The sequence below is a fragment of the Streptomyces sp. SID14436 genome (assembly GCF_010548465.1).
In the GTDB taxonomy this organism is placed as follows: domain Bacteria; phylum Actinomycetota; class Actinomycetes; order Streptomycetales; family Streptomycetaceae; genus Streptomyces.
Window position 1 is genome coordinate 1 of record NZ_JAAGMD010000583.1, and the last position, 8,362, is coordinate 8,362.

The 8,362-nt window shown below is 75.3% G+C and carries 10 protein-coding genes; 6 read left to right on the forward strand and 4 right to left on the reverse strand.

The genetic code is table 11. The features are described 5' to 3' along the window. Positions 1–34: 34 nt before the first annotated feature. Both G3I53_RS20585 and G3I53_RS20590 read right to left on the reverse strand, forming a co-directional pair. A complete protein-coding gene (locus tag G3I53_RS20585; RefSeq protein WP_164338101.1) occupies positions 35–847 on the reverse strand; it encodes a PaaX family transcriptional regulator C-terminal domain-containing protein in 813 nt (270 codons plus the stop codon). Positions 848–881: 34 nt separating this feature from the next. Beyond that, on the reverse strand, positions 882–2,492 hold the full coding sequence (locus G3I53_RS20590; protein WP_164338102.1) for an AMP-binding protein: 1,611 nt from the start codon (positions 2,490–2,492) through the stop codon (positions 882–884). A 143-nt stretch (positions 2,493–2,635) separates the two neighbouring features. Here G3I53_RS20590 and G3I53_RS20595 point away from each other — a divergent pair, with 143 nt between their 5' ends. Further along, on the forward strand, positions 2,636–3,763 hold the full coding sequence (locus tag G3I53_RS20595) for an acyl-CoA dehydrogenase family protein (protein ID WP_164338103.1): 1,128 nt from the start codon (positions 2,636–2,638) through the stop codon (positions 3,761–3,763). After that, positions 3,760–4,158: a RidA family protein gene (locus G3I53_RS20600; RefSeq protein WP_164338104.1), complete on the forward strand. Its 399-nt coding sequence runs from the start codon at positions 3,760–3,762 to the stop codon at positions 4,156–4,158. Before G3I53_RS20595 ends, G3I53_RS20600 begins: the two co-directional genes overlap by 4 nt. A 55-nt stretch (positions 4,159–4,213) precedes the next feature. Here the strand turns inward: G3I53_RS20600 and G3I53_RS20605 are convergent, their stop codons facing one another. After that, positions 4,214–4,408 (reverse strand): DUF5999 family protein, encoded by a 195-nt coding sequence (locus G3I53_RS20605; protein ID WP_164338105.1) that lies wholly within the window; start codon positions 4,406–4,408, stop codon positions 4,214–4,216. Positions 4,409–4,642: 234 nt separating this feature from the next. Here G3I53_RS20605 and G3I53_RS20610 point away from each other — a divergent pair, with 234 nt between their 5' ends. The 3 genes from G3I53_RS20610 (at position 4,643) to G3I53_RS20620 (ending at position 6,467) form a co-directional block, all read left to right on the forward strand. Further along, the gene (locus tag G3I53_RS20610) at positions 4,643–5,098 is read left to right on the forward strand and encodes a DUF6299 family protein (RefSeq protein ID WP_343239547.1); all 456 of its coding nucleotides are present in this window, start codon (positions 4,643–4,645) and stop codon (positions 5,096–5,098) included. Positions 5,099–5,196: 98 nt separating this feature from the next. Continuing rightward, positions 5,197–6,036: a hypothetical protein gene (locus G3I53_RS20615; protein WP_164338106.1), complete on the forward strand. Its 840-nt coding sequence runs from the start codon at positions 5,197–5,199 to the stop codon at positions 6,034–6,036. A 53-nt stretch (positions 6,037–6,089) separates the two neighbouring features. Beyond that, entirely contained in the window at positions 6,090–6,467 is a 378-nt protein-coding gene (locus tag G3I53_RS20620) for a nuclear transport factor 2 family protein (protein ID WP_164338107.1), read from the forward strand. Positions 6,468–6,563: 96 nt separating this feature from the next. Here the strand turns inward: G3I53_RS20620 and G3I53_RS20625 are convergent, their stop codons facing one another. Next, positions 6,564–7,622 (reverse strand): helix-turn-helix domain-containing protein, encoded by a 1,059-nt coding sequence (locus G3I53_RS20625; protein WP_164438633.1) that lies wholly within the window; start codon positions 7,620–7,622, stop codon positions 6,564–6,566. A 301-nt stretch (positions 7,623–7,923) separates the two neighbouring features. Between G3I53_RS20625 and G3I53_RS20630 the strand changes: the two genes are divergently transcribed. Next, positions 7,924–8,362 (forward strand): hypothetical protein (locus tag G3I53_RS20630; protein ID WP_164438634.1); only part of this gene is annotated, 439 nt, incomplete at its 3' end.

The following is an 8,362-nucleotide window of genomic DNA, read 5'->3' on the forward strand; positions in this document are numbered from 1 at the left end:
CGACCCAGGGCGTCACGCCGGGACCGTCCCCGGGTCAGAGCCCCACGAAGGCGGCGCCCGCGTCCCGCAGGCGGGCGTGCAGGCCCTGGAAGACGGCCGCCGACCGCGCCCCGGGCCAGTCGCCCGGCAGCAGGGCCGCGGGCAGGCCCGGGTCGGTGTAGGGCAGGTGGCGCCAGGAGTCGAGGGCGAGGAGGTAGTCGCGGTACGCCTCCTCGGGCGGGGTGTCCGCGCGCCCCTCCCAGGTGCGCAGCACCTCCTCGTGGCGGGCCAGGAACGCCTCGTGCTCCTTGGCGATGCGGGCCAGGTCCCACCAGCGGGCGACCGCGTCGGCGGTGGCGGCGAAGCCGAGGTGGGCGCCGCGGAAGAAGTCGACGTACTCGGCCAGGCCCAGCCGCTCCAGGGTGTGCCGCGTCTCCTCGTACAGCCGGGCGGGGGCGATCCACACCCCGGGCGCGGCCGTGCCGAAGCCGAGGCCGGACAGGCGGGAGCGCAGCACGTGCCGCTTCTGCCGCTCCGACTCCGGCACGGAGAACACCGCGAGCACCCAGCCCTCGTCCTCCGGCGGGACGGTGGCGTAGATGCGGCGGTCGCCGTCCTCCAGCAACTGGCGCGCGTCGGCGGACAGTTCGTACCCGGCGGCGCCCTGGGCGGTGCGGGCCGGGACGAGCAGTCCGCGCCGTTTGAGCCGGGACACCGAGGAGCGGACGGAAGGGGCGTCCACGCCCACCGCCGCCAGGAGCCGGATCAGCTCCGCGACGGGCACCGGGCCCGGCACGAAGCGGCCGTACGCGCCGTAGAGCGTGACGATGAGAGACCGTGGAGCAGGCTGGTCGGACACGTTGATCATCTTAGGTCGTGCGGGCGGTGCCCGTCCCACCGCGTCATGCCCGGTCGGCTCCCGCGGCCGGGGCCGACCGCAGCCGGAAGCGCTGGAGCTTGCCGGTCGCGGTGCGCGGCAGGGCGTCCAGGAACACGATCTCGCGGGGGCACTTGAACGGCGCGAGCTGCGACTTCACGAAGGCGCGCAGCGCGTCCCCGTCCCGTTCGGCGCCGTCCTTGAGCACCGCGTACGCCACGACCACCTGGCCGCGCGCCTCGTCGGGCCGTCCCACGACGGCCGCCTCGACGACGTCGGGGTGCCGCAGCAGGGCGTCCTCGACCTCCGGTCCGGCGATGTTGTACCCGGCCGAGATGATCATGTCGTCGGCGCGGGCGACGTACCGGAAGTAGCCGTCGGGTTCGCGGACGTAGGTGTCGCCGGTGATGTTCCACCCGTCGCGCACGTAGGCGAGCTGGCGCGGGTCGGCGAGGTAGCGGCAGCCGACCGGTCCGCGCACCGCCAGCAGTCCCGGCTCGCCGTCCGGGAGCGGCGCGCCGTCGGCGTCCTGCACGCGCGCCTGCCAGCCGGGGACCGGGACGCCCGTGGTGCCGGGGCGGATCCGCTCGTCGGCGGCGGAGATGAAGATGTGCAGCAGTTCGGTGGCGCCGATGCCGTTGATGATGCGCACGCCGGTGCGTTCCCGCCAGGCCCGCCAGGTCGCGGCCGGGAGGTTCTCGCCCGCCGAGACGCAGCGCCGCAGCGAGGTGACGTCGTGGGAGTCGAGCCCGTCGAGCATCGCCCGGTAGGCGGTGGGCGCGGTGAACAGCACCGACACCCGGTGCGCGGCGATCGCGGGCAGCATCTGGTCCGGGTGGGCCTGTTCGAGCAGCAGCGCGCTCGCCCCCGCCCGCAGCGGGAACACCACCAGCCCGCCGAGCCCGAAGGTGAAGCCGAGCGGGGGACTGCCCGCGAACACGTCGTCGGCCCGGGGCCGCAGGACGTGGCGGGAGAAGGTGTCCGCGATCGCCAGCACGTCCCGGTGGAAGTGCATGCAGCCCTTGGGGCGCCCGGTGGTGCCGGAGGTGAAGGCGATCAGCGCCACGTCGTCGGCGGCGGTGGGCACCGCCTCGTACGGGGTGCCGGGCGCCGGGCGGCGCAGCAGGTCGTCCGGGGTGTCACCGCCGTACGTGGTGATCCGCAGCCCGGGGATCTCGGCCTTGGCGAGGTCGTCGACCGACCGGACGTCGCACAGGGCGTGCCGGACCCCGGCGATCTCGCAGATGGTGCTCAGCTCGTGCGGGCGCTGCTGGGCCAGCACGGTGACGGCGATGGCGCCCGCCTTCAGCACCGCCAGCCAGCAGGCCGCGAGCCAGGGGGTGGTGGGCCCGCGCAGCAGCACCCGGTTGCCGGGCACCACCCCGAGGTCGCCGGTGAGGACGTGCGCGAGCCGGTCGACGCGGGCCCGCAGCTCGCCGTAGGTCCACGGGTCCCCGTCGGGGGTGCGGAACGCCGGCCGGTCGCCGGGCGGACCCTCCAGGAGCTCGGCGGCGCAGTTCAGCCGCTCGGGATACGCCAGCTCCGGCAGGTCGAAGCGGAGTTCCGGCCACTGACCGGGTGGCGGGAGGTGGTCGCGGGCGAAGGTGTCGACGTGCGCGGTGGCCCGTGGATTCATGACGGTTCGCCCCCTCGGCGTGGTGGGCTCGCAGAAGGAGCGTATCGTGTTGGTGACGACAGTCAACGGTTCGCGATAACCTCGGACGGTCATCCGGGGCGGAACCCGAGGGGGCGGCCCGGCGGGGAGAGAAGGGACCGGCGATGACCGCATTCTCGCTCGAACCGGCACAAGCCGCCTGGTGCGCCGAGCTCCGGGACCTGGCCGCCGAACGCCTGCGCCCGCTCGCCGACAAGGGCGAACCCGGGCACGTCAACCGCGCCCTGGTCGCGGAACTCGGCGGCCTCGGCCTGCTGTCCCGCCTGTTCACCTCCGGCGCCCTCGACCTGTGCCTGATGCGGGAGTCCCTCGCCCGCGCCTGCACCGAGGCCGAGACCGCCCTCGCCCTGCAGGGGCTCGGCGCCCACCCCGTGCACGCCCACGGCACCGAGGCCCAGCGCGCCCGCTGGCTCCCCCGGGTGAGCGACGGCAGCGCGGTCGCCGCGTTCGCGCTCAGCGAGCCCGGCGCCGGGTCCGACGCGGCCGCGCTGGCACTCGCGGCCCGCCCGGACGGCGCGGACCGCTGGCGCCTCACCGGCGAGAAGTGCTGGATCTCCAACGCGCCCGAGGCCGACTTCTACACCGTCTTCGCCCGTACCGGGCCCGGCGACGGGGCCCGTGGGGTGACCGCCTTCCTGGTCCCCGCCGACCGCCCCGGACTGACCGGGGAGCCCCTCGACATGCTTTCCCCGCACCCCATCGGGTCGCTGTGCTTCGACGCCGTCGAGGTCACCGCCGACGACCTGCTCGGCGAGCCCGGCCGCGGCTTCCGGGTCGCGATGGACACCCTCAACCTGTTCCGGCCCAGCGTCGGCGCCTTCGCCGTCGGCATGGCCCAGGCGGCACTCGACGCGACCCTCGTGCACACCGCCGGCCGGGAGGCGTTCGGCGGCCGGCTCAGCGAGCTCCAGGCCGTCTCCCACCAGGTCGCCGAGATGGCCGTGCGCACCGAGGCGGCCCGGCTGATGGTCTACGCGGCGGCCGCGGCCCACGACGCGGGCGATCCGGACGTGCCCCGGCGCGCGGCCATGGCGAAACTGCTGGCCACCGAGACCGCGCAGTACGTCGTGGACCGCGCGGTGCAACTGCACGGGGCCCGCGCCCTGCGCCGCGGCCACCTGCTCGAACACCTCTACCGGGAGGTCCGCGCCCCCCGCGTCTACGAGGGCGCCAGCGAGGTGCAACGCAGCATCATCGCCAAGGAGTTGTACAAGTCTCTGGAGGACCGTTGACCGCCGAGCGCATCAACCCGCCCGACCTCTCCCCGCCGGCCGGCTTCTCCCACGCGGTCGTCGCGACCGGCTCCCGGGTGGTGTTCCTGGCCGGCCAGACCGCACTCGACGGCGACGGCAAGATCGCCGGCGACACCCTGCCCGAGCAGTTCACCCGGGCCCTGGACAACCTCCTCGACGCGCTGCGCGCCGCCGGCGGCACGCCGGCCGACCTCGCCCGCGTCACCGTCTACGCCACCGACATCGCCGGGTACCGGGCGCGGGCCCGGGAGATCGGCCGCATCTGGCGGGAGGCGGTGGGCCGCGACTACCCGGCGATGGCCGTCGTCGAGGTGGTCCGCCTGTGGGACGAACGGGCGCTGGTGGAACTCGACGGCTTCGCCGTGCTGGACTGACCGGCCGCGCCACCCGCGCGCGACGCGTCCGCGTCCCCGTGCCCGCGCCAGAGGGTCAGGCGGCCACCACGAGAGGGCCGGCGGGGGCGCGGTGCGGTGCGACCACCCGCCCGTCGGGCAGCAGTTCACCGGTGTCGTCGAAGACGATCGCGCCGTCGCACAGCAGGGTCCAGCCCTGCTCGGGGCGGGCGGCCGCCACATGCGGGGCGGGGGAGTCGGTCCGGGCGCAGGACGGCTGGTGGGCACACATGGCGCACCTCCACATCGGGGTCGTTCCGAACGGGCCGTACCCCTCGACGATGCGCCCGTCCCGCGCGCCGCGGAACGGGCGGGCGCCAAGCGTGACAGCTCCCGGACATTCCCGGGACGGTTCCCCGACGCACGGGGCGGACTCGCCACCGAAGGGGTGAGGGTCACGGCCGGTGGCCCTCCCGACCGGTACTGGTGGAAGCCGCAATCCACCCCATACCGGGAGGTACCCCCCGTGTCGCTGCGCTCCTCGTCCCTCCGCACCGCGCTCGGCGCCGCCGCCGGTGCCGCGCTGCTCCTGCTCGGCTCCGCCGCCGCGGCCCCCGCGGCCACGGCGTCCACCGCCCCCTACGAGGTCGTCACCGTCGACTCCGTGGGCCGCGTCGCCGCCGACGGCACCGTGACGCTCACCGGCACCTACCGCTGCCTCGCGGCCGCCGGGCCGGTCTTCGTCAGCTCCTCGCTGCACCAGAGCCCGTCCACCGTCCGCTACGGCATCGGCGGCACCCGCGCGGTGTGCGACGGCCTGCTGCACCGCTGGGAGAACACGGGCACCGTGCCCGTCGACACCTTCACGCCCGGCGCCGCCGACGTCGAGGCCACGCTGATGGAACTGCGGCCCGCGGGCGGCCTGCCCCTGCCCGCCTTCCACGCGGTCCAGCGCCACGACATCACCCTCGTCGACGGCTGAGCCGGCGGCTGCCTGCCGGTCACGGGCAGGCGGCCGGCCGCCGGTTCTGCCGAGCACCGGCCTGGACCGGCCGTGACGCACACCGTCACCCTGGTGCCATGGTCACTCTCCGCCACACGGTGCTGCTCTCCCCCGTCCCGCGCGCCTGGTGCACCGACGCCCTCGCCGTCACCCTCGACCTGGCGGAAGCCACCCGCGCCGAACCCGGCGGCCGGGTGGTGCTGCCGGACGGGCGCCCGGTGCCGGACGTACGGCTGGCCGAGGGCCGCCACCTGCGCCGCGGAGCGGTCTACGAGGCCGACGGCGGCGATGACGGGCCGGTCGAGGCCGCCGGCCAGGAGACCGCGCCGGAGGAACGGATCCGGGTCACGGTCGCGGAGTGGGACCGGAGCCGCGCCCTGCGGCTGGACATCGCCTCGACCGGCGCGGAGGGGGAGATCACGGCCCGGTGCGCCTTGCGCGGACCGGACCGCCCGCGCGACGCCGAAGTCACCGGGCGGGCGCACCTGGAGGGCGTGTGGGCGCCGCTGTCCCGGTTCGAGGGCCGGGCACGGCTTCAGCTGGACGACTGGTGGGCGGCGACCGACACCGGCCGGGTGCCGCGCACGGCACCCCTGCGCGTCCGGCTGCGCTGCGGGATCGCGCGGGCGGACCTGAGGGTGACCCCGGCGCCCGCACCCGCCGACGGCCACTGGCAGGTGACCGTCACGGTGCGGATCCGCGGGCGGTACCTGTTCCGCCCGGTGGCGGCGCTCGTCCTGCTCTTCACCCGCCCCCACCTCCGACGCGCCCTGGCCGAGGGCCTGACGGACACCGCCGCCCACTGGAACAAGGAGGTCCCCCGCCTGACCGGCCTGACGGCCGACGCCCTGCGCCGGGAACTCGTGGCCGGTCTCCAGGACGGCGACGGGAACGGTGACGGCGGTCGTTCAGCGTGAGCGGGCAGACGCCCGTGGGGCCGGCGCACGCGCTGCGGCTGCTATGACTGGGGATGCAGGAAGAGACCGCACGCTCGGCGATCGACACGTTCATCTCCGCGTTCAACGCCTCGGACGACGGCTGTGTGACCGCTCTGCTCTCCCAGGCCCTGACCACCGACGTGGTCTTCTGGGGCCCGTTGGGGCGCAGCGAGGGGATCGCGGCGGTCGAGCAGTTCGTGCCGGACATCCGGCGGCACCCGGCGGGGACCGGCACGATGGTGCGCTGCTCGGCGGTGGACATGCCGGACGAGTGGGCCCGGTACCAGTGGGTCTTCACCACGCCGGAGGGCGGCCCCCGCCTGGCGGGAACGGACGTCGTCCATCTGCGGCGGAGCCTCATCGACCAGATCATCGTCTTCGCCGGGGAGATCGAGCCGTCCGCTCCCTGAGCGTCCGGCCACGGGGCCCGCACCGGGCCGACGGGCTGACGGGAGCCGGAGGAGCGCCGCCCGTGAGGGGAGTCGTCGCCCCGCGACCCGGCGTTCTCACAGCTCCGTGGCCGGCCAGTCCAGCAGCCGGGCTCCGATGACCGCCGTCTGGAGCATGTAACGGTGCGCCGGATCCGCCGGGTTGGCGCCCGTCAGGGAGCGGATGCGTTCCAGGCGGTAGGTCAGCGCGCGCACGCTCAGGGACAGCCGGCGGGCCGCCTCCGCGGCGACGCACCCGGAGTCGAAGTACGCGGTGAGCGTGTCCAGCAGCGGCAGCGGGCCGCCGCGGGCCGTGGTCAGCGGGCCCAGGGTGTTCTGCACCAGGTCGGCCATGGCCTGGCGGTCGCGGGAGAGCACCGGGTAGACGAGCAGGTCCCCGGCGCGCAGCACCGGATCGTCCAGCCCCAGCCGTTCGGCGATCTCCAGCGTGCTGAGCGCCTCCTCGTACGACTGGACGACCCCGCCCGGGCCCGTCCGCGAGCGCCCGATGGCGACCTGGCCGCCGTCGGTGGCGGCGTGCGCCTGCTTGGCGAAGTGGTTGAGGACCTCCTCGTGGTGTCCGGGCGCGATGCAGAGCAGCCGCCCGTCCTTGGTGGTGAGCAGGATGTTGCGGTCGTCGAACCGTGAGATCAGGGCGAGTTCCACCCGGCGGGCCACCGGATCGCCCTCGTCGTAGGCGACGGAACCCTGGGCCACGGCGACCGCGTGGGCGTGGCCCAGCCGCAGGCCGAAGCGTTCGGCGCGTTCGGCGAGCCGGCCCAGGTCGCTGCGGCCGTGCAGCAGGTCGTCGATGAACTCCCGCCGGGCCGCCTCCTCCTGACGGACCGCCATGCGCTGGGCCCGCTCGTAGCCCTCGGCGAAGGCGTCCACCACCTGCTGGACGGCGGCCAGCGCCTCGGCGGGCGAGTCGGAGCTGTGCGGCCAGGCCTCCCGCGCGGCCGACAGATGGGCGCTGACCAGGCGGCGCAGTCCGAAGCCGGCCTCGGCGGCCCGTTCCCCCAGGGTCCGCCGGGACGAGATCTCGTCCCGGGTGAGGCGGCGGCCCGTGGCCGCGACCTCGGTCAGGATCTGGGCATAACCTTCGAGATAGTCCTCCGGAATCTCGCGATCCGCCACTGTGCCCCCTCGATCTTGACGCGCCTCTGACGCGTTCCTGACGCGGTGTTGGCGCGCCCCCGGCATGCAGACACTAGTGAACATTGCCGGGATCCGGCAATGCGCCAGTGGATCAGTGTCGGGCATCATGGACCGCGGGGAGCACCGCGGACGGTTCCGGTGCCGGGCACCGGCAGGTGCGGGTACCGGAACCGGAATCGCCCGGTGCCGCCGGGTGGTGCCGGCCGAGAGGTGCACCGCGGACGCGCGCGGCGAGCGCGAAGACGGAGCGGGACGACGAGCGGGACGGAGGGGGCCGGGAATGCGCGTACTGATCGAGACCGCCACCGGCCTGCCGGTCCTGCTGTTCACCGCCGCCCTGGTCGTCGCCGGCTGCTTCTGGCTCCTGGTCGCCCTCGGACTCACCACCGCCCGCGCCTTCGACGCGGACGCGGACGTGCGGGCCTGGGGGATGGGCGGGGCCCCGGTCGCGGTCGTGCTCTCCCTGTTGACCCTGATCGCCTGGCTGCTCGCCATGGGCGCGGCCGTCCTGCTCGCCGCCTTCGGTCCGGCGGGCTCCGCAACCGGGCTGCTGCGCCTCCCGGTCGCCGCCGGCGCGCTGTTCGCCGCGTGGCGGCTCACCCGCTTCTTCGTCCGGCCGCTGCACCGGCCCTGCCCCGACGAACCCGGGCCGTCCCGGTCCGTGCGAGCGCTCGACGGGGACCGGGGCGGCCTGCCGCACGCGCCGCGTGACGGGGCCG

What these genes read in the sequence shown, in the direction of transcription:
- G3I53_RS20590 (WP_164338102.1), bottom strand. Translation starts at nt 2,492, where the DNA reads ATGAATCCACGGGCCACCGCGCACGTCGACACCTTCGCCCGCGACCAC.
- G3I53_RS20615 (WP_164338106.1), top strand. Translation starts at nt 5,197, where the DNA reads ATGGTCACTCTCCGCCACACGGTGCTGCTCTCCCCCGTCCCGCGCGCC.
- G3I53_RS20605 (WP_164338105.1), bottom strand. Translation starts at nt 4,408, where the DNA reads ATGTGTGCCCACCAGCCGTCCTGCGCCCGGACCGACTCCCCCGCCCCG.
- G3I53_RS20595 (WP_164338103.1), top strand. Translation starts at nt 2,636, where the DNA reads ATGACCGCATTCTCGCTCGAACCGGCACAAGCCGCCTGGTGCGCCGAG.
- G3I53_RS20620 (WP_164338107.1), top strand. Translation starts at nt 6,090, where the DNA reads ATGCAGGAAGAGACCGCACGCTCGGCGATCGACACGTTCATCTCCGCG.
- G3I53_RS20585 (WP_164338101.1), bottom strand. Translation starts at nt 847, where the DNA reads ATGATCAACGTGTCCGACCAGCCTGCTCCACGGTCTCTCATCGTCACG.